At 60.4% G+C, this 23,135-nt stretch carries 20 protein-coding genes and 1 pseudogene; 11 read left to right on the forward strand and 10 right to left on the reverse strand.

Going from position 1 to position 23,135, the window contains the following annotated elements:
- The 6 genes from SIC15_RS02605 to SIC15_RS02630 form a co-directional block, all read right to left on the reverse strand.
- Window positions 1–1,242 carry a heme biosynthesis HemY N-terminal domain-containing protein gene (locus SIC15_RS02605; RefSeq protein ID WP_412537022.1) on the reverse strand — a complete coding sequence of 414 codons (1,242 nt, stop codon included), beginning with the start codon at window positions 1,240–1,242 and terminating at the stop codon, window positions 1–3.
- Entirely contained in the window at window positions 1,239–2,363 is a 1,125-nt protein-coding gene (locus SIC15_RS02610) for a uroporphyrinogen-III C-methyltransferase (RefSeq protein WP_412537023.1), read from the reverse strand. Before SIC15_RS02610 ends, SIC15_RS02605 begins: the two co-directional genes overlap by 4 nt.
- An 8-nt stretch (window positions 2,364–2,371) precedes the next feature.
- On the reverse strand, window positions 2,372–3,181 hold the full coding sequence (locus SIC15_RS02615; RefSeq protein WP_412537024.1) for a uroporphyrinogen-III synthase: 810 nt from the start codon (window positions 3,179–3,181) through the stop codon (window positions 2,372–2,374).
- Window positions 3,162–4,103: a hydroxymethylbilane synthase gene (hemC, locus tag SIC15_RS02620; protein ID WP_412537025.1), complete on the reverse strand. Its 942-nt coding sequence runs from the start codon at window positions 4,101–4,103 to the stop codon at window positions 3,162–3,164. Before hemC ends, SIC15_RS02615 begins: the two co-directional genes overlap by 20 nt.
- Before the next feature lie 95 nt (window positions 4,104–4,198).
- Complete coding sequence (locus tag SIC15_RS02625; protein WP_412537026.1) at window positions 4,199–4,948, reverse strand: LytR/AlgR family response regulator transcription factor; 750 nt, start codon at window positions 4,946–4,948, stop codon at window positions 4,199–4,201.
- Window positions 4,949–4,977: 29 nt separating this feature from the next.
- Window positions 4,978–6,018, reverse strand: coding sequence for a sensor histidine kinase (locus tag SIC15_RS02630; RefSeq protein WP_412537027.1), 1,041 nt, complete (start codon window positions 6,016–6,018; stop codon window positions 4,978–4,980).
- A 119-nt stretch (window positions 6,019–6,137) separates the two neighbouring features.
- Here SIC15_RS02630 and argH point away from each other — a divergent pair, with 119 nt between their 5' ends.
- Complete coding sequence (gene argH / locus SIC15_RS02635; RefSeq protein WP_412537028.1) at window positions 6,138–7,547, forward strand: argininosuccinate lyase; 1,410 nt, start codon at window positions 6,138–6,140, stop codon at window positions 7,545–7,547.
- 23 nt (window positions 7,548–7,570) lie between these two features.
- On the opposite strand, the gene SIC15_RS02640 is transcribed toward argH, so the two are convergent.
- Together SIC15_RS02640 and SIC15_RS02645 are read right to left on the reverse strand one after the other, a co-directional pair.
- Complete coding sequence (locus SIC15_RS02640; protein WP_412537581.1) at window positions 7,571–8,296, reverse strand: EAL domain-containing protein; 726 nt, start codon at window positions 8,294–8,296, stop codon at window positions 7,571–7,573.
- 165 nt (window positions 8,297–8,461) lie between these two features.
- Window positions 8,462–9,889: pseudogene (locus SIC15_RS02645) on the reverse strand (diguanylate cyclase domain-containing protein); the annotation flags it as partial.
- On the opposite strand from SIC15_RS02645, the gene SIC15_RS02650 reads away from it, so the two are divergent.
- From SIC15_RS02650 to SIC15_RS02685, 8 genes are all read left to right on the forward strand, one after another.
- A complete protein-coding gene (locus SIC15_RS02650; RefSeq protein WP_412537582.1) occupies window positions 9,838–10,002 on the forward strand; it encodes a flagellar protein FlhE in 165 nt (54 codons plus the stop codon). The pseudogene SIC15_RS02645 and the gene SIC15_RS02650 sit on opposite strands and share 52 nt — an antisense overlap.
- 122 nt (window positions 10,003–10,124) lie before the next feature.
- Window positions 10,125–12,983 carry a class I adenylate cyclase gene (locus SIC15_RS02655; protein ID WP_412537029.1) on the forward strand — a complete coding sequence of 953 codons (2,859 nt, stop codon included), beginning with the start codon at window positions 10,125–10,127 and terminating at the stop codon, window positions 12,981–12,983.
- A gap of 66 nt (window positions 12,984–13,049) precedes the next feature.
- On the forward strand, window positions 13,050–13,211 hold the full coding sequence (gene lptM / locus SIC15_RS02660) for an LPS translocon maturation chaperone LptM (protein WP_412537030.1): 162 nt from the start codon (window positions 13,050–13,052) through the stop codon (window positions 13,209–13,211).
- Between the two features lie 41 nt (window positions 13,212–13,252).
- A complete protein-coding gene (gene lysA, locus SIC15_RS02665; RefSeq protein WP_412537031.1) occupies window positions 13,253–14,503 on the forward strand; it encodes a diaminopimelate decarboxylase in 1,251 nt (416 codons plus the stop codon).
- A gap of 14 nt (window positions 14,504–14,517) precedes the next feature.
- Entirely contained in the window at window positions 14,518–15,432 is a 915-nt protein-coding gene (gene dapF / locus SIC15_RS02670) for a diaminopimelate epimerase (RefSeq protein ID WP_136630843.1), read from the forward strand.
- Between the two features lie 16 nt (window positions 15,433–15,448).
- Entirely contained in the window at window positions 15,449–16,195 is a 747-nt protein-coding gene (locus tag SIC15_RS02675; RefSeq protein ID WP_069184736.1) for a DUF484 family protein, read from the forward strand.
- A 28-nt stretch (window positions 16,196–16,223) separates the two neighbouring features.
- Complete coding sequence (gene xerC, locus SIC15_RS02680) at window positions 16,224–17,156, forward strand: tyrosine recombinase XerC (RefSeq protein ID WP_136630868.1); 933 nt, start codon at window positions 16,224–16,226, stop codon at window positions 17,154–17,156.
- Window positions 17,157–17,224: 68 nt separating this feature from the next.
- Window positions 17,225–18,712, forward strand: coding sequence for a GGDEF domain-containing protein (locus SIC15_RS02685; protein WP_136630842.1), 1,488 nt, complete (start codon window positions 17,225–17,227; stop codon window positions 18,710–18,712).
- On the opposite strand, the gene SIC15_RS02690 is transcribed toward SIC15_RS02685, so the two are convergent.
- The gene (locus tag SIC15_RS02690; RefSeq protein ID WP_069184830.1) at window positions 18,706–18,939 is read right to left on the reverse strand and encodes a DUF2789 domain-containing protein; all 234 of its coding nucleotides are present in this window, start codon (window positions 18,937–18,939) and stop codon (window positions 18,706–18,708) included. The two genes, SIC15_RS02685 and SIC15_RS02690, sit on opposite strands and share 7 nt — an antisense overlap.
- Before the next feature lie 95 nt (window positions 18,940–19,034).
- Between SIC15_RS02690 and SIC15_RS02695 the strand changes: the two genes are divergently transcribed.
- Window positions 19,035–21,836 carry an ATP-binding protein gene (locus tag SIC15_RS02695; protein WP_412537032.1) on the forward strand — a complete coding sequence of 934 codons (2,802 nt, stop codon included), beginning with the start codon at window positions 19,035–19,037 and terminating at the stop codon, window positions 21,834–21,836.
- A 13-nt stretch (window positions 21,837–21,849) separates the two neighbouring features.
- On the opposite strand, the gene SIC15_RS02700 is transcribed toward SIC15_RS02695, so the two are convergent.
- Window positions 21,850–22,215, reverse strand: a complete 366-nt coding sequence (locus tag SIC15_RS02700; RefSeq protein WP_136630840.1) for a hypothetical protein — start codon at window positions 22,213–22,215, stop codon at window positions 21,850–21,852.
- A 218-nt stretch (window positions 22,216–22,433) separates the two neighbouring features.
- Between SIC15_RS02700 and SIC15_RS02705 the strand changes: the two genes are divergently transcribed.
- Window positions 22,434–23,039, forward strand: a complete 606-nt coding sequence (locus tag SIC15_RS02705; protein WP_136630839.1) for a hypothetical protein — start codon at window positions 22,434–22,436, stop codon at window positions 23,037–23,039.
- The last annotated feature ends 96 nt before the right edge of the window (window positions 23,040–23,135 follow it).

Consider the following 23,135-nt stretch of genomic DNA (forward strand, 5'->3'; position numbering starts at 1 on the left):
TCAGGCCCTTGGCATCGGCAGTTCCGGCAATCCGTTATCCTTGGCCAGTCCCTGCATAAGCAGTTTGACGCTGGCCTCTTCCTCGCCCATGTGGGCATTCAGACGGCTCAGCTCAGCCAGAGCCTCCCGGCTGCGCTTCAGCCGCAGGCTGGTTTCGAAATATTCCCGGGCCTTGCCCCAGAGTTCGTTGCGCAGGCTCAGCCGGCCCAGGGCCAGCAGAAGCTCGGGGTTGTTCGGCCGGTCTTTCAGCCATTGTTCTGCCAGCAATAACTGTTCATCTGGCTTCTGGCCTTTTACCCGCCCATAGAGGTTGATCAGCTCGTCACTCCAGTGGTTGCGCAGCACCTTGCGCAACAGCGTTTCGGTCTGAACCTCGTCGCCAAGGCCGGCCAGCAGGCGGGCATAATCCCGAATAGTGTATTCGTCGCGGCGCAGGAAGCCCGGTAGTTCGTCCCAGAGGCGGGTTAGCGGTTCCAGCGACGCATCGGGGTCCTGTTGCTGCTGGCGCCGACAATCCTCGGCACCACGCTCCAGCAGGTTGTGCCATACCTGACGCTCGAGATCATTGAGTTCGGCTTCCGACAGCACGCTGCGTTTGCGCAGCTCGGGCAGTAGCCGGGACAGTTCGCGCCAATCCTCCAGGCGCAAATAGGTGTTTTTCAGCAGCTTGAGCACAAAGGGGTGATGGGGTGACTGTTTACGCAGGCGAACCAGCGTGGCCAGGGCCTGCTCCAGCCGGTTGCCGGCCAGCTGCAGTTGGGCCTGGGTAATGCCAACCGCCATGTCGGAGCCGGGGGTGCTGTCGAAGGCTTTGCGCAATAATTCATCCACCGCCTCGTGATCACCGGATTCGAACGATGCCTGGGCCGCGGCCAGATAATTGATCAGGGGCGTATCGGCATGGCTGGCGGAGGATGTCAGCAGTTTTCGGGCTCTGGGCCAGTTGCCTTCGGCCAATGCCAGAAGCCCCTGGGTGGTCCGCCGCCGGGCGCGGCGTTCGTTGCCTCGGGCAATCCAGCCAGCTACCAGGCCGGTACTGGTTCTGAGTCGGCGGATAAGGTTGATGGTCAGCACGGTCAGCACGATGAGGGCCACGATCAGCCCCAGCCCCACCCAGAAGTTGGTCTCAATCAGGTAATGGCCCAGGCTGATTCGGATGTAGCCCAGATCGTATTGCAACCCGAGGGACAGGCCGGTGCCGATCAACAGCGCCAGCAGGATGATGAGTAACAGGCGAATCATGAATCGTCGCCTCCATTGCCACCGCCGGTATTATCCTCGCCGTCGCCGTTGTTGGCGTTCAGGCGCCCGGCCAGCCGTTCCTTGAGGAGGTCCAGGGACTGACTGATGTCGGGCAGCTCGGGATCCACGTTTTTCTGCGCCAGCTCAGCCAGGGTGTCACTCAGTGCTGCTACCCGGGGATTGCTGGCGTTGTACCAATCATCAATGGTGGTCCGGGCTTTGGTCAGCGCCCGCTCATACAGGGGCTGATTGCCCCGCAGGACCGCCATCTCGGCCTCTTCCAGCATCAGCTGCAGGTTGAGGCGGGCATAGGCGCTCTGGTCCGGCGACAACAGGGGTTTTACCGGCTCGTCCATGCGACGCACAACCACCACTTGCATCAGGGTGGCTTTCACCTTGTTCCAGGCCTGGAGAAGGGCACCCGGCTTGCCGCCGGCGTCAGCTTCCTGTTCCGCGCCGGCGTTGACAATAAAGCCGGGGGCGTTTTCGCTGATCAGGGCCTGGTCGGTGAGCTGGTGAATGCTGTCGATGGCGGCTTCCAGTTTCAGGTAAAGACCGGTCCGATCCACGCCGGTAAGGCCCTTGAGCGCCAGGATTTCACGGGCGAGCTGCTGGCGCACCGGGTAAACACCGATGTCATCGGATTCCGCCAGTACTTCATCGGCCGCTTCCAGGGCCGACATGGCGCCGCGAATGTCTTTTTCGATCATCAACCGTTGATTGGCAATGCGCAGCAGGTATTCCGCCTCTGCCAGTAGCCAGTCTGTGCGTGTGCGGTTGCCGGCTTCCAGCAGTTCACGGGCGTTGTGGTCGATCTGGCGCTGCTGGGTGGCAATCAGCTCCCGCTGGCTTGCCAGTTTCTCTTCCAGGGACTGCAGACGCTGGCTCTGCTGGCTGCCGCGGTCGCCATATCGGTCTTCAAGCTGGGCGGTGTCCTGTTGCAGGCTCTGAAGTTTCTGCATCACGGCCTGGTGATTGTTCCACTGCTGCCAGCTCCAGAGGGCCAGGGCGACAGCGATAATCAGCGCAATGATGGCGACGAGCCCTATTGGCCAAAGTTTCTGGCGGGCGGATGGTTCCTTGGAAACGGTTGCGGGCAGTTGATTCGTAGTGTCTGTCACGGGCGTCCTTACTTGGCTTTTCCGGAGCCACCGTCCCGGCCGGCAAGTTGCGCTGCAACCGTGGCCACGATGTCGTTATCGGCAAGGCTTCCTGGTATACACGGATTTGTGAATCCCGCGGCCCGGGCCTGTTCGGCAACCCGATCTGCGGGAACAATCAATAACCTATCGTATAGATTATGGCTGCTATTCGCACATAGTGCGATGAGATTGTTCAAGGTTTCTCCGGACAGGGCGACGATGGCCTCCGGAGCAAAGGTGCCGAGAGTGGCCCGGATCTGCTCCGGCGAGTGGTCCGGGCGAAAGCGGCGATACAGAGGCAGGAGGGTGACCCTGGCGCCCCGGGATTCGAGTGTTTCCCGGATCAGTTCCCGGCCGGTTTCACCGCGGGCGAGCAAAACCCGTTCGCCTTCGAGGTTTTGCAGTGACGGAAGTGCCAGAAGCGCCTCGCTGGTCCAGCCCTCTGGCGGTCTGCGCGGACTAAGGCCGTGCTCGGCAAGCACCGATGCGGTGCCAGCGCCAACGCCATACCAGCGGATGCCCATGGGCAGCTGGGGCCACCAGGTGTCAACCTCCTCAAGCAGAAGGCGGGCGGCAAACGGGCTCACGGCGATCACATGGGAGAATTCATCCAGACTCAGGATAAGCGTCCGCCGCTCGGGTGTTTCCGGCAGAGGTTCCCGGTCAATCAGGGGCAGAATCTGTACGTCGGCACCTGCGGAACGAAATCGGCTGGCCAGGCGCGAGGCCTCGGGTTCAGGCCGGCAGATCAGAATCCGCCGGCCGTTCAGGTCAGGCTCAGGTTGGTGTGTGGCCATAGATTTCAGCCAGCACCTTGTCGGCACCGAGAGCCAGAAGGTCCTCGGCCAGTTCCCGGCCCAGGCGCTCGCCTTCGGCCCTTGGTGCGCGGCCCTCGACCCGGAAGATCAGGGTGCCATCAACGGCGCCCACCAGGCCCCGCAGCCAGATCGTGTCATCATCCTCAAGCAGCGCATAGGCGGCGATTGGAACCTGGCAGCCGCCCTCAAGGCGACGGTTCAGGGCCCGCTCGGCAGTGACACGATCCCAGGTGTCTTTGTGCTTCAGGGGTTCAAGCATGGCCAGGAGGTCCTGATCATCCACCCGGCATTCGATCCCGAGCGCCCCCTGGCCGACCGCCGGCAGCGAGACGGTGTCCGGCAGGCAATACCGGATGCGCTCGTGAAAGCCCAGACGCTTCAGACCTGAGCTGGCCAGCACAATGGCTTCGTATTCGCCGGCATCAAGCTTGGCCAGCCGGGTGTTGACGTTGCCGCGCAACACGCGGATTTTCAGATCCGGGCGATAGGCCCTGAGTTGGGCCTCACGGCGCAGGCTCGCCGTACCGACCACGGCACCCTCGGGCAGGGCGTCAACGTTGTCGTAGTGGTTGCTGACGAAAGCGTCGGTCGGGTCTTCGCGCTCACAGATCGCCACCAGTCCCAGGCCTTCCGGAAACTCCATGGGCACGTCTTTCATGGAGTGCACAGCCAGATCGGCGCGGCCGTCGAGCATGGCTTCTTCCAGTTCCTTGACGAACAGGCCCTTGCCGCCGATTTTGGCCAGTGGCACGTCCAGTATCTTGTCACCCTGAGTCTTGATCTTGACCAGTTCCACGGTGATGTTGTCGTGCAGCCTTTCCAGCTCGGCCTTGATGAATTCCGCCTGCCACAGCGCCAGTGCGCTGCTGCGGGTTGCAATGCGAAGGGTACGTTTGGACATGACACTCACTGTCGGTTCGAAAAAAATGTCCGCCAAGGTTACCTTGTGGCGGCAGAAAAGTCCCGCGGCGACCAACTCTGGCGAGCGCTACGGATTCACCCCGGCTGGTGTTCCTGAAGCCACTGGCGCACGTTGCTTGTATGGCGGCGGCTTACCGGCAGCTCGCCCTGACCATCCCTGAGCACGACCAGGTTGTGGCCATCCGGTGTCCGTTTCAGTGCTTGGATAAACCGGACACCCACCAGCGTGTTCCGATGGATTCGCAGCAGGATGCTCGGGTAACTGTTTTCCAGCTCCTTCAGGGTATAGTCGCATACGGTTTCACCCCGAGTGTGGTGGATGGTGACGTACTTCTGATCCGCCTCGCAGTAGAGGATTTCCGACAGATCGATCAGCTCGGTGCCCCGGTGGGTGCGCACCGCCAGCTGCTCCTGGTTCTGTGCCGCCTGTCCGTTCAAGGCCTGCAGTTGTACCCGGTTGATCCTGCCGGCCCGGGCCAGGGCATCCGCCAAGGCCTCCTTGCGAACCGGTTTGAGCAGGTAGGCGATGGCCTGCACGTCAAACGCCTGGATGGCGTAATGGTCGTAGGCCGTGCAGAAAATCAGGGCAGGCGGATTGGCCAACTGGCTCAGGCGGCTGGCAGCCTCCATACCGTCCATGCCGGGCATTCGAATGTCCAGCAACAGTATATCCGGCTCAAGTTCCGCCACCTGCTTCAGAGAACTGTCACCGTCGGCAGCTTCGCCACAGACCCGATAACCCGGGAGCGCCTCCACCAACCGGCGGATTCGCTCGCGGGCCAGGGGTTCGTCATCGGCGATCAGGACACTGCGGGTATCAGGCATGACTGGTCTCAATTCCCTTGTTCATGAACTCATGTCTTTGGGGCTTTCTGTTCGCCGGCCTTTTGCCGGGGCAATCTCAGGGTAACGGTATACACGTCGTTCTGGTGGCTGTGTTTCAACACCGCCGGTTCGCCGAACAGCGCCCGCAGCCGGGACTGTATATTCGCCAGCGCCATTCGGTTGCCTTCGTGTTGCCGGTTATTCTGGTCCGGCTTGGGATTCTGTACCAGCAAATAGACAAACTCGCCTTTGGCCTGGGCTTCAATTCGCACGGTGCCACCTTCCGGCCGGGGTTGAATGCCGTGGTAGATGGCGTTTTCCACCAAGGGCTGCAGCGTGAGTGGGGGAATGGCCTGTTGCTCCAGACCCCCTTCAATTTGCCACTCCAGCCTCAGGCGGTCGCCCAGGCGCAGTGCCTCGATGGCCAGGTAGCGTTGGCACAGTGCCAGTTCCCTGGACAGCGGGATCAGCTGGTCGCCGGTGCGGAGGCTGGCGCGAAACAGTTCCGACAGATCCAGGACCGCCTCTTCCGCCCGTTCCGGGTTGGTGGCAATCAGGCTGGCAATGGTATTCATGCTGTTGAACAGGAAATGGGGCTGAATGCGGGCCTGAAGAGATGCCAGATGCGCCTGCATTTCCGCTTCACGCTGCTGTTGCCACTGGTGCTGCAGGTAAAAATAACGCAGCACCATGAGCACGATCAGTAGTGCCAACAGCATTTTTTTGGCCACGCCCTGCCACACGGCCACGCCATCCTGAGGGTGCAGTACGCTGTCGGCAAACAGGCTGAACGCCAGCACATCCAGCAAAACAATGGCAACAATGGTGGTGGTCGCCCCAGAGACGGACATCCGCGCAAGCCGTGCGCGCAGGAGGCAGATCAGGGCAGCACTGGTGAGGGTGGTCCACTGCACGAACAGCGACAACAGCCCGAAGTAATTCCAGTCGATCCAGCCCCGCTCTGCCTGCACGATGGCGAGCACCAGAACCAGCAGTTCACTGGTGACCAGCAACAGAAACACGGCCCTCACCCGGCACAGGTCCGGAACGAAGAACTCGCTCTCTGTCACACCTTTGTCCCCGTTACGGGGTGTCTCCTTTACCCGGGTCAGAATGGTATACTCCCGCCATGTTCAATGTACCCAGTTCCCGCCAGATGATGCCGGGCTGTCAGCAGGAAAGATAGACCATGACGGATCAGAAAAAGTCTGACCAGACCACAAGCTCTGAAAAACCCTGGGGCGGACGCTTCAGTGAACCCACCGATGCTTTCGTTGAAAAATTTACCGCATCAGTGGGATTTGACCAGCGCCTGTACCATCACGACATCACCGGCTCCATTGCCCATGCCACCATGCTGGCCGAGGTTGGCGTGCTCACCAATGAGGAGCGGGACCAGATCATCGAGGGCCTGAAAGGGGTCAAGGCAGATATCGAGGCCGGCAATTTCCAGTGGTCCGTGAGTCTGGAAGACGTGCACATGAACATCGAGGCACGCCTTACCGACCGTATTGGCATCACCGGCAAGAAACTCCACACCGGCCGCAGCCGCAACGATCAGGTGGCCACCGACATCCGTCTGTACCTGCGGGACGAAATCGATGTCATCGCCGAGGAACTGAAACGCCTGCAAACAGGTCTGCTGGACCTGGCCGAGCGCGAGGCGGACACCATCATGCCCGGCTTCACCCATCTGCAGACTGCCCAGCCGGTGACCTTCGGGCATCACCTGCTCGCCTGGTATGAAATGTTGGTGCGGGATGCCGAGCGCCTGCAGGACTGTCGCAAGCGGGTGAACGTAATGCCCCTTGGCGCGGCTGCGCTGGCTGGCACCACCTATCCAATTGATCGGGCAATGACTGCCCGGCTGCTTGGCTTTGACCGGCCCACCGAGAACAGCCTGGACTCCGTCAGCGACCGGGATTTCGCCATCGAGTTCTGTAGCTTTGCGGCGCTGCTGATGACGCATCTGTCACGGTTCAGCGAGGAATTGGTGCTCTGGACTTCCGCCCAGTTCGATTTCATTGATCTGCCCGATCGCTTCTGCACCGGCTCGTCCATCATGCCCCAGAAAAAGAACCCGGATGTTCCGGAACTGGTCCGGGGCAAGACCGGTCGCGTTAACGGCCATCTGATCAGTCTGCTGACCTTGATGAAGAGCCAGCCCCTGGCCTACAACAAGGACAACCAGGAAGACAAGGAGCCCCTGTTTGATACCGTGGATACCATCAAGGGTTGCCTGAAAGCCTACGCCGACATGATTCCGGCCATTCGCTCCAAGGCCGACAACATGCGAGTGGCGGCCAAGCGCGGTTTCTCGACCGCTACCGATCTGGCGGATTACCTGGTGAAGAAAGGCGTGCCCTTCCGGGACGCCCATGAAATCGTTGGCAAGTCTGTGGCGTTCGGGGTGGCTGAAGGCCGGGATCTGTCTGATATGGCCCTCGAAGAGCTGCAGCAGTTCTCTGATCACATTGGTGCTGATGTCTTTGATGTGCTCACCCTGGAAGGCTCGGTCCAGGCCCGTGACCATCTGGGTGGCACTGCCCCGGACCAGGTACGCGCGGCGGTCGGTAGAGCCCGCGCTCAACTGGGCTGAAGCGTTTCCCCGGGGCGGAGCGGCTAGCCGCCGATTCGCCCCGTTGTCAGGTCTACGGCCGCGGGGGTTAGTTCGTCAAGCGGTTGTGGGCGGAACAGCCGGTACCCCTGCCCGTAATGTATGCCCAGGGTCCGGACCTTGCGCAGGGCGTCGTCGCTCTCGATAAAGGTGGCCACGGTGATTTTGCCGGCGGCCTCGGCAATCCGGTGCAGGGCTTCAAGCATCACCTGTTGCACCGGGTCCTCCTCCAGCTGCTGAACCATCCTCCGGTCCAGTTTGATGATGTCCACCGGCAATCTGGCGGCCAGGCTATAGCTTTCAACCGACGCACCGGCGCCGTCCAGGGCGACACGGAAACCGGCCCGATGCAATGCGTCGCACAGAACGGCCACGTCATCGGGGTACTGGGTGGCATGGGCTTCCCTGATTTCCAGGCAGAAACAGCCGGGGTCAAACGCTGATTCACTGAGCACATCGGTCATAAAGTCAGCGAAGGTATCGTCCAGAACGCTGGCCAGGGACAGGTTGAAGCCGCAGTACTTCAAGCGTGGTTCCAGCAACGGCTGATTGCCCAGCCAATCCAGGGTTTGTCGGATCACCTGGCGATCCAGTCGTTTGGCCAGGTCAAAACGTTCCGCGATCGGCAGGAAGTCGTCGGGCTTCAGTGCTGCTTCATTGTCTGCGGTCGTCGGAATCCGGCAAAGGATCTCAATATGGTCGCCCCAGGTGGGGCTGGCCACCGGTCGCATTGCCTGGTATTCAAGAATCAGGTTGTGATTATCCAGCGCGTCGCGGATCTGCTCGACCCGTTTGCTGGCAGTTGATTCGTCGGTCTGTCGGGCAATGGCCCTGGCGGCGTGCACCCGGTTTCGCCCGGATGTCTTGGCGGTATGGCACAGATCGGCGGCCTGGCTCAGAAGCTGCTCCGGGTCTCCGGGAAGGTCCCTGTCCAGAATCAGAAGACCCCCTGAAGCGGTGGTCTGGAGCTTGTGCCCCTGCCAGTCGAAAACAAAGTCGCCGATCAGATTGAGGGTTTCCTGGGCAATCTTGCGGGCCCGCGCTTCCGGACAATTCTCGATCAGAAGTGCGAAGGTGTCGCCGGCAAGCCGGGCGAGGGCGTCTCGTTGTCGAACCCGTACGCCCAGGTTGCCGGCCAGTTCCCGGAGATAGCGGTCACAGGTTCCGCTGCCGGCCAGATCGTTGAAACGCTCGAATTCGTCAAGATCCAGGTAGAGCAGACTGTCGCAGGATTCCCGATGGGTCTTCTGCTCCAGGGTTCTCAGCAATCGGGCGATGAATGCCTTGCGGTTCATCAGGCCGGTAACCGGATCGTGGCGTATCCGGTATTCCTCGCTGGAGGCATGATTCAGCTTCGGTTCTATGCGACGGGCCACGTGCACGGCGCCGGTGACGTCGCCCTGGTCGTTGGTCAGACGCTGGTAGTGGAATTCATGCACCGGCAACTCACGGGATTGCTGGGCCATGGGCATCTCAACCACAAAGCTGTCGCGTTCGAAGGCCCGGTGCCAGAGCCGCTCCATCAGCCTTCGTTCGTTCGGGAATTCGTTCAGAAGGTCGCTCAGATTATCGCCCACTTCGGGGTGCCGGCCGAAGGTCTCGTAAAACTGCCTGGCCCAGGGAGTATTGAAATGGAGCAGGTTGAATGAAGCATCGACGGCAACAACCAGATCCGGGGTGGCGCTGGTGGTGGCTGCGAGCATGGTGTTCGCATGCTGGCGGGCTTTGTCGAGTTGCATGTCGGCGGTCCGGTCCACCAGGGTGCCGCCGAGCCGGGGAATCCTGCCACCCTGCTTCAGTGCCCGACAACTGAGCGTCACCCGCCGCTGGTTCTGCCGCGAGGTGACGATATCAAGATCGAGGGAAAACGCCTCTCCCGTTCGGAGGCAGCGACGGAACATGGCTCGCACCCGGGGCTGTCCGGTCTGGCAGTAGAACAGCGCCTGCTCGGGGGTGATCTCGGCGCCAGGTCTCAGTTCCAGAAGCTGGAACATACCCTCGGTCCAGGTCATCTCATTGCTTCGGGTGTCCAGTTCCCAGATCCCGAAACCGGCACTGCTCTCGGCGATGCGCAACAGCCGGGAATCCCTGTTGGAGCTGTCGCACAGAGTTATCGTGGCGCTGGCCGCCTTGTCGGAGTCTCGCATGTCGAGCCGCAGGGTCAGGCTGGCGGTATAGAAAAAGCCCTCCTTGTGCCGGAAGGTCACCAGAACATTCTGGCCTCTCTCGATTCGATGGCGGTTGGCGGGTGCGAAGGGGTCGTCCTGGCGTGATGCCAGTATGCGGTGCACCGGCTGTCCCTCCAGTTCGCTGGCGTCATAGCCGAGAACCGCCTCGGCCTGATGGTCGGCGAACAGCACTTTGCCTTCATCGTCGATGCGTAAAACAGTCTGGCGCTCAGACGCCGGGGACTGTTCCGAACGGTAGCGGCGGATGATGAATTCTTTCACAGCGGATGAGCCTCGCGCGTTCTCCAGCTTTTATTTTTCTAAAGGTTTTGCCACGATGCCGACATCATACTCATACTGATGCTGAAAAGAACCTCTCTGCGGAGCCGCCTTGACCGCCCATGTTGCCCCGATTTCCCTCGACTTTGAGGAGGGAATAGATCGCAAGACCCTCCGTCGTCTGAAGGACCGGTTTCTACTGGTCAATCAGCAGCGCTGGAATCGCGCCCATTCGGCGTTGTCCTATCGCCAGCAAATGGTGCTGGAGATTCTGCCCCTGGCGTTTCATCTCAACCATCCCGCATTGCCCGGTTATCTGGACAGCGATTGCCCTTATGGTTTCAGTAATTACAAACCTTCGCCGGCTACGATCAATGCGGCGCGGCGGCTGGCCCGAACCTTTTCGCTGAAGGATGAGGGCAAGCGCAAGCCGGATCTGGATGCCGTATTCCTGATGGGCAGCCCGGGAACCCTGGGCCACTCCGTGGCCAGTGATCTCGATGTCTGGCTCTGCCACCGCAGCGATTTGCCGGAGCGGGGCATCCGCTGTCTTGAACGCAAGGCCACCAAGCTGACCCGCTGGGCCGAATCGTTTGGTGTGGAACTGCATGTTTTCGTTTTCTGTGCCTCGGACTGGCGGGCCGGCCGACAGCGGGCAGAAGTAACCGGCGAGAACTGTGGCAGCGCCCAGCATTTCCTGCTTCTGGATGAGTTCTACCGGACCAGCATCCATCTGGCCGGCGCGTGGCCCATGTGGTGGCTGATTCCCCCGGAACAGGAGCAAAACTACGACGACTGCATGCGCAAGCTGGTCGATTTCCGGTTTGTGCGCGCCGAGGATTACATCGATTTTGGCCCGGTACCGGGGATCCCCGAGGCAGAATTTCTTGGTGCCGGTGTCTGGCAGCTGTACAAGGGAATTGACGCGCCCTGGAAGTCGATCCTCAAGCTGCTTCTGATCGAATGCTACGCGCACACCACCGGCGAGGTCTTGTTGTCCGCCGAGTTCAAGCGCGCCGTGTTCCGGGGAGAGACCGATGCCGACAGCCTCGACCCTTACGTCATGCTTTACAGCCGCCTTGAAGGCTGGCTTGCCGGGCCAGAAGTGGCCTCGAGACTGGACCTGATCCGTCGGAGCCTGTACCTGAAAGCCGGTTTGCCGCTGACCCGGTCCGAGGCTTCAGGGGAGCAGTGGCGCGCTCGCCTGTTGCGCCAGCTAGTGACAGATTGGGGCTGGTCCGAGAGTACGCTGTCAGAGCTGGACGAGCGTCAGCGCTGGCGGGCGGAGGATGTCACCACCTTGCGCCGAACCATTGTCAACGAATTGACTCATAGTTACCGGTTGCTGTCGAAAATGGCCAGGGAGCATGGCCAGCGTGCCGCCATCAGCGCCAACGATATCAACCTCTTGGGCCGCAAACTCTATGCGGCATTTCAGCGCAAAGCCGGCAAAATTGAGCAGATCAACCCCGGACTGGCCCCTTCACTGGCCGAGGAAAACCTGGCGTTCCATCATCAATCGGAGCAGGGTGGCGATTCCAATGGCTGGCTCCTGTATCGGGATCTGGAAGATCCGGCCGATGCGTTCTGGCAACCTGTTATTCGTCGCTCGGGTAATCTGGCGGAGCTGATGGTCTGGTGCTACTGCAATGGTCTGCTGACAAGGTCGACGCGACTGAACGTGCGTTCGGGAACCAGCATTGCCTCGGTCAGCGAATTGCGGGAAATGCTGGATGCGCTCTCCGCGTTCCTGCCGTTTCCGGTTCCGCCGGCCGAGCGGGAGGCGCTGTCCCGGGGTGTTCGCCCCCTGAGAAACCTGCTGCTGGTGAACGTGGGTGTCGATCCCCAGGCGCACCTCACGGAAAAGGGGCTCCACAAGCTCAGCTCACGACATGATTCTCTCGGTTTCAGCGGTGGTCGTGAGAATCTGGTGATCAGTATCGACCAGATCACCTTCAACAGCTGGCACGAGGTGAGTCTGCAACACTACGCGGCCGGCGATACCCTGATCCAGTGCCTGAAGAATATCCTCGCCTCGGTGGCAGCAAATCCGGCTGAACTGCCCGGCGTTCAGGTGCACTGTCACAACCGGGGCCACGGCTCTGCGATTGCCCGCCGGGTTCAGGAACTGTTTGCCGATGTGCTCAGACCCTTCTTCGCTGGCGGTGCCGGCCCGCATCCGCTGCGTTATGTCATCGAGATGGATCGACGCTACTTCCTGCTCCAGTTCAATGGCCTGGAGCCGGGATTCGTGGCCCTGGAGAGTTTTGAAGCGCTGATGGAGCACCTGGCAATGCCCCAGGAACGCTACCTGCCGGTGGTGTTCGATCGCTATGCGCTGCAGGAGGAGCCGGCCCTGCGGGCGGTTTGCCTGGCCAGCGAACCGGATAATATCCAGGTGTTCTACCGGATTATGGGCGAACGGGCGCGGCTCTGGGTGGTTGATGAGCTGGGTTCGGTGTTCAGCTGGGAGCAGGCGGTGACCAGCCGCCGGCACCTTCTAGTACCGGTTCTGCGGTTTCTGGATAACCTGATTGAGCGGCGGCTGCTGCGCCACACCGACTCGGCCGGAGTAGTTGCAGGCGTTCAGTGTTACGAAATTATCCGGCGTGACGGGACCTGGCGCGCCGAATACCGTCCCGAATCGGATTCGGGCGTACCCCTGCCCGGGTTTGAGGTTCAGGCCGTGGGTATCCATGAGGGGGACAGTCGGCTGCGCTTCGACATCTTTTGCGGTGACCAGGAATTCAGCGTACAGGAATATGGTGACCAACTGATTCCGGCGGTGGCCCACTACATCCGCTCCCTGCGCCAGAGTGGCGAGGTTTACCCGGTGTACCTGACCGACGTCCATTTGCCTCACGACCTCGACCCACGGGTGTATCAGCAGGACATCCAGACCAGTCAGTACCTCTACTACCGGTCTGTACTTGAGGACTCTTTGAACCGGCACCTTGCAAACGCGCGCTGACCTCGCGGCCCGGGGCGGGTGTCAGGTATACTGCGTCCATAGTGAACTCAGGGGTAGGAAGCCGATATGCGAGCGTGGACTCTGCCGATCATGGTGCTGATGCTGGCTCTGATTGTGAGCGGTTGCGGCCAGAAAGGTCCGTTGTACCGTGACAGTCAGACCGCATCTGCTGATTCCGGGGTGGACTCCGCCCAGGACCCGTCAGACAGGGAAGAAAACCGCGAGTAGCACGCCGGCCTCCCGACCCCGTACAACGAATCAGGAAACTCATGGATCATTTCAACTACCGCGACGGCGAGCTCTACGCCGAGGATGTCCCTGTCTCTGCCATTGCCGATCGTTTTGGCACTCCGGCTTATGTCTACTCCCGCGCGACGCTCGAACGGCACTATCGGGCCTACGACGATGCCCTTCGGGATCATCCGCATCTGGTGTGCTACGCGGTAAAAGCCAACAGCAATCTGGCCGTGCTGAATGTTCTGGCCCGGCTCGGTGCCGGCTTCGATATTGTTTCGGCCGGTGAGCTGGAGCGGGTGTTGAAAGCCGGTGGCGACCCATCCCGGGTGGTCTTCTCCGGCGTCGGCAAACAGGAGTGGGAAATGAAGCGGGCGCTCGAGGTGGGCGTGCGCTGTTTCAATGTCGAATCCGACACCGAACTGGACCGGCTCAATGCCGTGGCGGGCGAGCTCGGCGTGAAGGCGCCGGTTTCTCTGAGGGTGAACCCGGATGTTGATGCCGGTACCCATCCCTATATTTCTACGGGTCTGAAAGAGAACAAGTTCGGCATCGACATTGCCGAAGCCCCACAGGTGTATGCCCGTGCCGCCGGTATGCCGAATCTCGAAGTGAAGGGAGTTGACTGCCACATTGGTTCCCAGTTGACCAGTGTGTCACCGTTCCTGGACGCCCTTGATCGTGTGCTGGCCCTGATTGATTCCCTGGCGGAGCAGGGCATTCACATCCATCATCTGGATATGGGCGGTGGCCTGGGTGTTACCTACAATCAGGAGCAGCCGCCGCAGCCATCGGACTATGTGAAAGCGTTGGCCGAGCGCCTGGGTGACCGGAGGCTGGAGCTGATTCTCGAGCCGGGCCGTTCCATTGCCGCCAATGCCGGCATTCTGTTGACCAGGGTCGAGTTCCTGAAGTGCACCGAGCATCGGAACTTTGCCATCATTGATGCCGCGATGAATGATCTGATTCGTCCGGCTCTGTACAGCGCCTGGCAGGCGATCATTCCGGTCAGGCCGCATCAGGAAGGCGAGGAAAAGGCCTGGGATCTGGTCGGCCCGGTGTGTGAAACCGGCGACTTCCTGGGCAAGGATCGTCATCTGCGCCTCCAGGCGGGGGATCTGCTGGCAGTTCGCTCTGCCGGTGCCTACGGCTTCGTCATGAGTTCCAATTACAACACGCGGAACCGGCCGCCGGAACTGATGGTCGATGGCGACCAGGTGCATGTGGTTCGTCGCCGTGAAACTCTCGAAGACCAGCTCGCACCCGAGAGCTGCCTTCCTGAATGAGCGGGGGCGAGGAGATGACACAGCAACGCCGGAATCAGGGCCCCACGCTTCGGTTCACCAAGATGCATGGGCTGGGCAACGATTTTATGGTGGTGGATGCCATCAGCCAGCCGTTCCGTCTGCGGCCGGAGATGATCCGGGAACTCGCCAACCGGAATTTCGGGATTGGCTTCGACCAGCTGCTGGTGGTGGAGCCGCCTGGTCTGCCGGATGTTGATTTCCGTTATCGAATTTTCAATGCGGACGGATCCGAGGTGGAGCAGTGCGGCAATGGGGCCCGGTGTTTCGCGCGATTCGTTCGCGACCAGCGCCTGACCAATAAAAAAGTCATCCGGGTTCAGACCGCGAAAGGCGTGATTGAGCTTCGCGTGGGGCGCGAAGGCATGGTCATGGTTAACATGGGTGTGCCCGAGTTCAATCCGCCGGCGATTCCGTTTGCCGCCGACCGCCGCAAGGACGTCTACACCGTGGATGTCGATGGCCAGACAGTGGAACTGAGCGCCCTGTCTATGGGTAATCCCCATGGCGTATTGCTGGTTGAGGATGTGGAACAGGCGCCGGTGGAAACGCTGGGGCCCAAGCTCGAGCGCCATCCCCGATTCCCGGCCAGGGCCAATATAGGGTTCTTGCAGATCCTCGACCGCACTCATGCTCGCCTCCGGGTATTTGAGCGGGGCTCCGGCGAGACCCTGGCCTGTGGCAGCGGCGCCTGTGCAGCGGTTGTTGCCGGCTGCTTGCGTGGTCTGTTGGACTCCCGCGTGGAGGTGGAGTTGAGGGGTGGCAAGCTGGTCATCGAATGGCAGGGTGAGGGGTCCCCTGTTATGATGGAAGGGCCTGCAACCAGTGTATTTGAGGGGCAGTTGAGGCTGCCGGGTGAATCTGGTGGTCGCCGCCGCAGGAGCGGTCGCCCCCATAAACAAAGATCCTGACAGCCAGGAGTACTCCATGACAGAACAAACGGCCCGACAGAAGGCCGGTGAGCTCACGCGGGAAGAGGTGGCGGACTACCTGCGAGCCAACCCCGATTTCTTTATTGATCAGGACGAACTGCTGCGCAGTCTTACCCTGCCACACGACAGTGGTCGGGCGATTTCCCTTGTGGAGCGCCAGGTGCATCTGTTTCGGGAGCAACGGGACACTCTGCGCAGGGAGCTGGTGGAGCTGGTGTCCATCGCCCGCCACAATGACCGGTTGTTCGAGAAGAGCAAGCGCTTACTGATGCAGGTGATTGAGGCGCGGACCCTCAACGACATGGCCTCGGCCATTGACGACAGCATCCGCGGCGATTTCGGCCTCGACGCTGCCTCCGTACTGTTGTTCACCGATGTCGAACTGCCCGAGGCCTCCCAGGGTGCATTGCATGTGGTGAGTCCCTCCGTGGCCCGTGAGCGACTGGGTAGCCTGCTGGAAGGCGAGAGGGCCGTATGCGGCCAGTTCCGTGAGAGCGAGCGGGAGTTTCTGTTCCCGGACCGGGAAGAACCGATTGCCTCCGTGGCGCTGGTACCGCTCAGACATGATGAGCTGGTAGGTGTGTTTGCGGTCGGCAGCTGCCAGCCGGGCTATTTTGACCAGAGCATGGGATCGCTGTTTCTGAGTTACATCAGTGATACGCTCAGCCGCCTCCTGCCCCCCATGGTGCAGCGCCACACCATGGCTGCGCCGGTCACCGATATGGCGACGGAGTCCCGCTAAGGTGTCAGCGGTTCCGGAGCGTCCTTCGGTGCCCCAGGAGCTTGTCGGGCCGCTGACGGAATTTATCCGGCATCTGGCTTCTGAAAAACGTCATTCCCCCAGAACCTGCGAAAGCTACCAGCGCGATCTGCAACGTCTGGCAAGCTGGCTGAGCCAGAGCGGGTTAACCGCCTGGCACCGGGTGACCAATCACGATCTGCGCCGCTATGTGGCAACGCTCAGCCGGGAGGGTCTGTCAGGCCGGAGCATTGCCCGGCACCTTTCCGCGACCCGACGTTTTTACCAGTTCCTGCTCAGGGAGAAACTTGCCTCGGATAATCCGGCGCTGGATATCCGTGCCCCCAAGAGTGGTCGGCGCTTGCCTCGAGTGGCAGACGTGGATCAACTGCATCATCTGCTTGACTGTCAACCGGACGACCCTCTGGAGGTCCGCGACCTGTGCATGTTCGAGCTGATGTACTCCTCTGGGCTGCGGCTGGCGGAGCTGGCAAGCCTGGACCTCGATACCGTCGATCTGCGCGGTGGAGAAGTCCGTGTGCTGGGTAAGGGCGGCAAGGAGCGGCTGCTGCCCGTGGGGCATAAGGCAATTGCCGCCATTCAGGCCTGGCTGCAGCACAGAGCCGCGCTGGCCAGTGACGGTGAAGCCGCGTTGTTTGTCAGCCAGCGGGGCGAGAGGCTCAGCCACCGCAGTATCCAGGCCCGCCTGAGCCGCTGGGGGATCAGCCGCGGTGCCGACCAGAAACTCCATCCCCACATGCTGCGACACTCCTTTGCCAGCCACATGCTTGAATCCAGTGGCGACCTGCGGGCCGTACAAGAGTTACTGGGGCACGCCGACATTGCCACAACCCAGGTCTATACTCATCTTGATTTTCAACATTTGGCACGGGTTTATGACCAGAGTCACCCCAGGGCGCGTCGCGATAAGTATCATGGCAAGACCAGTGACGAGAGTTCCTGAAACCGGCAACAGGCAGTTCAGGCGTTTTCAAACATCAACAGTACAGCAAGGATAAGCGGGAGCGCTTCATGGCATCGGATCAGTCCTGGAAGGATAAATACCTTCGGGAACTCGAGTCTGCAGAAAACCGGGAAAAGCAGTGGAAGGCCGAGCGTAATACCCTTGAGCGCATGTTGGTTCGAACCAGTCTGGCATCGGAAGGCCAAACGCCGGAATTGGACCGCCTGTTGGTGCGAATTCGCAAGGACCTGCGGAAGAACCGGGTGGATGTGGAAGCCTGGAAGGAATTGCAGGATCAGATTGACCGTCAGGTCGCCCTGCTCGACGAGCGTCAGACGGCCAACGACAGGAAGCCTTCCTTTTTCACCCGCAAGGCCCGGGAGCCAGAGCCACAGCAGCAGCAACAACAGACGGTCCCCGAATCTCAGCCCGAGAGCCCTGAACAGGCTGAGGCAGTGCCGGGCAATGCCCGGGATATCGAGGACAATGCCCAGCGATTGCGCATTGCCCGCCGGGTAGGCCAGCTGTTGGGTCAGATGCTGACCCAGGTCTCTCTGGAGCCCGCAGCCGAGTCACGGGCTCGCGCTCTGCAGCAGTCTCTGCTGGCCAGTAATGATTGGGATGAGCTGCGGGAAGGCCTGAACCAGGTGGCAGAGCTGGTGATAGCCGCCGTTACCCGCAGTAAGCGTGAATTCGAGGCCTTCCTCAAGCGCCTGGATGAACGACTGGAGCTGCTAAGGGAGCACTTCTCTGCCCAGTCTTCGGCCCAGTCCGGTCGGCTGGATGCCTCCGAGCATTTGGATCGGGAAATCCGTGAGGAAATCGAGCGGGTAGGTCAGCGGTTGCAGGAAAGTGATGATCTGCAGGATCTCAAACAGTCGGTCAGCCGTCACCTTGAATCCATCGGTCAGGCCGTCGGTCGCTTTCGAACCCAGGAGTCAGAGCGCGAGCGTGCGCTCTCCGAGCAGCTTGAGGCGATGCAGGAAAAGGTGGCGGCCATGGAGGCCCATTCCGAGCAGATGCAGGAGCAGGTACGCAAGGAGCGATTGCGCGCCATGACCGATCTGCTCACCGAGTTACCCAATCGCGAAGCCTGGCAGGAACGCCTCTCATTCGAGTACAACCGCTGGCAACGGTACAGCCATCCGCTGACCGTGGGTGTGCTGGATATTGATCTGTTCAAACGGATCAACGACTCCTACGGCCATAAGGCTGGAGACCGGGTATTGCAACTGGTGGCGCGGGAGGTCAGGGAGCGATTACGCACCACAGACTTTGTGGCCCGGTTTGGCGGCGAGGAGTTCGTGGTGCTGTTTCCGGAAACCGAGCCGGCAGACGCCAGCGTGGTCGTAGATAAATTGCGGGAGCATGTCCGCAAGCTGCCGTTCCATTTCCGGGGCGAACCGGTGAGCGTGACCTTCTCTGCCGGTCTGGCCGGGTTCGTTGCCGGCGATACCGAGGAATCAGTGTTTGACCGAGCAGACCGCGCCCTCTATCAGGCCAAGGACGCGGGCCGCGATCAGGTCATGATCGGCAAAAGTGCCGCCGGTCAGTGACGCATCATCGCGTCCAGTTCATCGATAACCTCTGCCCAGTCACTGTCTTCCTCTAGCCCCTCTTCAAGGAAGTGAGACTGGCTTTCGGACCAGATTGGGGCGTCCTGGATGGCGACCTCGCTTGGCAGGGGTGAGTATTTGGCGACGAAATCCTCAATGCTTTTGGCGTCAGACGCCAAGCCAAGTTGTTCGAACAGAGTGCTTAGGGTGTGTTTGCTGGTATCCATGGAATTCGTCTCCCGTTGGCCGTTTGCTTGAATGAAATCAATGGCGTTTGCAGGTATTGTTCCCTGAAATGTAGCGGAACCCCTAAGGATATCCAGTGAAGGTTACCCTTGCCTTTGTACTATGCTGCCTGTTGGCGCTGTTTCAATCCCCGGTGCGGGCGGAACCGCCGCAAGTGTCGCCCGCACCAGTTCTGGGCACAGAGGAGCTGACCTGGCTGGAAGAGCAGGAGCGGTTTCGCATTGGCCTGCGGAGTGACCAGGTTCCGCTGGTTTTTGATACCGGTAACGGTGTCCTGGCCGGAACTTACATTGATTACCTCGCCCGGCTGTCGGATAAGCTTGGTGTCTCCATGGAGCCTGTCGTTCTGGGATCCGTGCAGGAAACCGGCCCGGTTCAGAGCGAGCTGGCAACCGATGCGGTTCTGACCACCAGGATGCCCGGAATGCCAGTGGTGCCCGGAAAACGTTTTACAGATCCGTTGATGTCGCTCACTTACGGCCTGTTCGTCAGTGCTGGCGATGCTGCCATTCGAACCCTGGCCGATCTGGAAGGCAGCCGGGTTGCCGTGATCTCCGGTGACCCCAATCAGTACCCCATGCTGGATCCGGTTGAAGAGTTCACGCCGGTTCCGGTTGGCAATGTCAGCGAAGCCGTCGGGCGGATTCTTTCGGGGCAGGCTGACGCCTTTCTCGCGCCAGTGCCATTGGTTTCCGATTACTTGCAGTCGGCCATGGTGAACGGCATTGGTCTGTCGGTCCTGCTCGATAGCAGCCCGGTGGATGTGGTGCTGCAGGTGGATACTGATCGGGATCGTCTTTATCAGGTGCTGAACAAAGCCATTGCTGCGATCAGTCATAATGAGCATCGAACTATCCGCCAGTCCTGGCTTCAGGCAGATCAGCCGGCGATGGAGCGAAGCGGGCTGGAGCTTTCCGAATCGGACATCGACTGGCTCAAGCGCCACCCTGATCTGAAAGTCGCTTTCCGCTCGGACTGGCCCCCGTTTGAATATACCCAGGATGGCAGGCCTACCGGCCTGGTTCCGGACCTGCTGACACGGCTCGAAACCGAGCTGAATGTCCGGTTTACCCGTGCAGTGGCGGGGAGCCGCATGGAGGCTGAAGAACAGCTCCGATCAGGTGAAGTGGATATACTCCCGGGATTGTCCCGAACACCGCGGACGGAAGACGCCTTTTTGTTCACCCGGGCCTACCTCACAGTGCCCATTGCTCTGGCCATCCGGGATGACGGACGCTTTATCGGGGACCTTCGCGAACTCCGTAGCGAACGGGTGGGTGTGGTGAACCGGCATGCAGCCCATGACTATCTGCTGATTAACCATCCAAACCTGGACCTGTATCCGATGGATAGCGTGGAGGAAGGTCTTCTGGCGCTGTCCAATGGCGATCTGGACGTCATGGTTACTCACATTCCGGCGGTCAGTTACACCGTTGCAAGGCTGGGGTTGTCGAATCTCAGAATCACGAGTATCACGCCCTACCAGTACGATTTGAGGCTGGCCGTGCGCAAGGACAGTCCGGAACTCCACCGGGTGCTGAACAAGGCGCTGGGCAGTCTCGAGGCCAGCGAAACAGAGTCCATCTACAATCGCTGGATCCACCTGGATATCGAGCAGGAAACGGATTACACCGTGGTTCGGCGGGTGGTGCTGATTGCCATTCTGGTGGTGCTGATTTTCCTGTATTGGAACCGGAAACTTTCACGGGAGGTGGATGAGCGTATCCGTTCCGAGAATGCTCTGCGCCGGAGCGAAGACGAACTGCGCGCCGCCAAACTGGAAGCCGAACGACTGGCCCGGGAAGCGGAGGCGGCCAGCCTGGCAAAGAGTGAGTTCCTGGCCAACATGTCCCACGAAATCCGCACGCCGATGAACGCGGTGATTGGCTACAGCGATCTGCTCAGCAACAGTGTTACCGACCCGCAGCAACGGAACTACCTGGATGCTATCCGGGCGGGAAGCCGGAGCCTGCTGATGCTGATCAATGACATTCTGGACCTGTCCCGGATCGAAGCAGGAAAGATGAGGCTCGACTATTCGGCGGTGTCGGTGCGTCGTCTCCTGGACGATGTTCGCCATATCTTCGATCTGCGGGCCCGCGAGCAGGGCATCACTCTGGAAGTGAGTGTCGACTCACGTATGCCCGCTGCCATGATGCTGGACGAGACCCGTCTTCGGCAGGTCCTGTTCAACCTGGTCGGCAATGCGATCAAGTTTACCCATGATGGTGGTGTGACGGTTCGAGCCACCGCGAAGCCGCTCAAAAAACGATCCGACAGCGTGGAACAGAGCACAGAGGCCCCGGAACGCCAGTTCTACAAACTGGTGGTCACGGTCAGCGATACCGGTATTGGCATTCCACCGGACCAGGTTGACCGGATCTTTGATGCCTTTGAGCAGCAGGAGGGGCAGAATACCCGGCGCTATGGTGGTACCGGTCTCGGATTGGCCATCAGCCGGAAACTGGCCCGGATGATGGGCGGGGAGCTGGAGGTGGAGAGTGAACCGGGTACAGGGTCGGTCTTTACGGTAACGCTGCCACGGGTAGAAGCGACGGTGGAGCAGGCGGAAGACGAGGGAGCGCCGAAGGAGTCCGAACGACTGCTGGCCCAGACCCTCAGCATGCAGGAACGGGGTTGGCTCAGAGAACAGCTGGCGGCTGACTTCGGTGATGAGTGGGAGTCCGTCAGGGAAAGTGGCGATCCGGAACAGATGAAAGACTTTGCCCGACGGGTGCTGGCCTGGGGCCAGCGGTTCCGCTCAAGGTCGGTGACACGATACGGGGAAAAGCTGCTGGCGGACGTTGAAGCGTTCAACCTGGATGCGGTCAACAACGCCCTGGAAGCCTTCCCGAAACTGCTCGGCCGGGAAGAATGAGCTACCGGGCGCCTCAGAGGCAGTCGAACTGCGAACGACGATCGAAAGCGACAGAGACCATGTCATAGCCGGAATCCGACAGCTGTCGGATCAGCTCGCGGTCCTTGAGCAGGGTCATGCAGACCTTGTGTACACTGGCCTGAAGTTGTTCCGATTCCATCTCATTCGACGCCAGTCGGAAATCGACAATCAGGTACTTCCGGTCAACCGCGGCGCTGGCAGGGATATCCTGTCGTTCAACGCTCTCGTAACCGATATAAGTCGCCTGGGCTTCCGGGAACACCCGGCTCATGAGCACGTCGAGGTTTTCACCATGAGCGAGAGGTGCCGACAGCAACAGGGCTGCGACGACGAGGCGAAGCGAATGTTTTATAGTCATTGGAGGCCACTCCCTGGTGACAATCCGGTCAGTCTGTAACCAAGTGTAAAGTTTGGTTACTGATGATTATTGCAGAGTCTGTCGCATTTTGCGTGATATGTGACATAAATTTTTCAATTGTTTGCACTCTCGATACAGTGATGGAGGGGGGCTCGGGCTCCCTGTGCGCGACACGATCAACTATGATGTAAAAAAGAAGGACGTTAAGAGGAAAACGCATGTTTCAGCTTGTCTTTAAAGGGGAATGCGTTCCCGGAACGGATCTGGAAACCGCGCGCAATAACGCCCGCACGCTGTTCAAGGCCTCGCTTGAGCAGGTCGACCGTATGTTCAGTGGTCAGCCGGTGGTTATTCGTAACAAGCTGGAAGAGGTTCAGGCCGAAAAGTACCGTGCGGTTCTGAGGAAGCACGGCATGGTTGCTTACGTCCAGCCGATGGCTGACGCCCGCCCTGCCTCCAATACTGCACCCAAGCCCAGACCTGCGGCGCCGGCGGACCAGCCCAATCAGCAACAGGAGTCTGTAGCTCCGTCGACGGAAGCAAAGCGCGGTGGAGTCCCCGAAACCGAACCCGGTGATCGCCTGCCGGTGGCGGGCGAAAAGGTGGATACCATTCTCACCGGCTCCGGCCTGAGCCTGGATCCGGTCGGAGTCACCCTGGCAGAGAGTACCGAAGTGGAACCTCCCATGTTCCAGCATCTGGACGAGTGGAGTCTGGCGCCGCCCGGCAGTGACCTGGGCGTAGACCGTGATCTGCCCCCGCCTGTGGTACCCGATGTGTCCCATCTCTCGCTGGCGGACGACGATTCCCCCGAGCGGAAATGAGCCAGCTGTGAATCGGCGCAACCGTTGGGCAACGATTGCGCCCTGGCTACTGACCGCGATCCTGCTTCTTCTGGCACCATTGGCGCCGGCTGAGGA

Origin of the sequence: Marinobacter sp. MIT932201 (assembly GCF_047123295.1) — a bacterium.
GTDB lineage: Bacteria > Pseudomonadota > Gammaproteobacteria > Pseudomonadales > Oleiphilaceae > Marinobacter > Marinobacter salsuginis.

Coding starts and splice junctions, on each gene's coding strand:
- SIC15_RS02605 (WP_412537022.1), bottom strand. CDS start 1,242: ATGATTCGCCTGTTACTCATCATCCTGCTGGCGCTGTTGATCGGCACC.
- SIC15_RS02615 (WP_412537024.1), bottom strand. CDS start 3,181: ATGGCCACACACCAACCTGAGCCTGACCTGAACGGCCGGCGGATTCTG.
- hemC (WP_412537025.1), bottom strand. CDS start 4,103: ATGTCCAAACGTACCCTTCGCATTGCAACCCGCAGCAGCGCACTGGCG.
- SIC15_RS02625 (WP_412537026.1), bottom strand. CDS start 4,948: ATGCCTGATACCCGCAGTGTCCTGATCGCCGATGACGAACCCCTGGCC.
- argH (WP_412537028.1), top strand. CDS start 6,138: ATGACGGATCAGAAAAAGTCTGACCAGACCACAAGCTCTGAAAAACCC.
- SIC15_RS02640 (WP_412537581.1), bottom strand. CDS start 8,296: ATGCGACCGGTGGCCAGCCCCACCTGGGGCGACCATATTGAGATCCTT.
- SIC15_RS02650 (WP_412537582.1), top strand. CDS start 9,838: ATGCCAGTATGCGGTGCACCGGCTGTCCCTCCAGTTCGCTGGCGTCAT.
- lptM (WP_412537030.1), top strand. CDS start 13,050: ATGCGAGCGTGGACTCTGCCGATCATGGTGCTGATGCTGGCTCTGATT.
- lysA (WP_412537031.1), top strand. CDS start 13,253: ATGGATCATTTCAACTACCGCGACGGCGAGCTCTACGCCGAGGATGTC.
- dapF (WP_136630843.1), top strand. CDS start 14,518: ATGACACAGCAACGCCGGAATCAGGGCCCCACGCTTCGGTTCACCAAG.
- SIC15_RS02675 (WP_069184736.1), top strand. CDS start 15,449: ATGACAGAACAAACGGCCCGACAGAAGGCCGGTGAGCTCACGCGGGAA.
- SIC15_RS02685 (WP_136630842.1), top strand. CDS start 17,225: ATGGCATCGGATCAGTCCTGGAAGGATAAATACCTTCGGGAACTCGAG.
- SIC15_RS02690 (WP_069184830.1), bottom strand. CDS start 18,939: ATGGATACCAGCAAACACACCCTAAGCACTCTGTTCGAACAACTTGGC.
- SIC15_RS02700 (WP_136630840.1), bottom strand. CDS start 22,215: ATGACTATAAAACATTCGCTTCGCCTCGTCGTCGCAGCCCTGTTGCTG.
- SIC15_RS02705 (WP_136630839.1), top strand. CDS start 22,434: ATGTTTCAGCTTGTCTTTAAAGGGGAATGCGTTCCCGGAACGGATCTG.